The organism is Haloferax marisrubri (assembly GCF_001469875.2).
Lineage (GTDB): Archaea > Halobacteriota > Halobacteria > Halobacteriales > Haloferacaceae > Haloferax > Haloferax marisrubri.
The window spans coordinates 1-203 of sequence record NZ_LOPW02000008.1 but is presented as its reverse complement, the minus strand read 5'-3'; the positions used below and the strand labels follow the sequence as shown (position 1 = coordinate 203).

Sequence of the window (203 nt, the reverse complement as noted above, 5' to 3'; positions counted from 1 at the left end):
GCGTGGGCAGCGGTGCTGATCGCCATGTTACCGTACGAGACCGTGCCGACGACGTCGCCACCGGTCGCGACGGTGTGTGGAACGGCCACCGCGCTCCCGCGGTCTTTGTACGCACCAGTTGGATTCTCACCCTCGTCTTTGACGAACACCCGAGCGCCCGCGGCGTCGTCGAGTCCGGGGCTCCTGACGAGGGGCGTGCCGCC

The 203-nt window shown here is 69.0% G+C and carries 1 protein-coding gene; it reads right to left on the bottom strand.

The window, feature by feature from the left end; translation table 11 throughout:
* Positions 1-203 (bottom strand): pyridoxal-phosphate dependent enzyme (locus AUR65_RS07155; protein ID WP_146047390.1); only part of this gene is annotated, 203 nt, incomplete at both ends.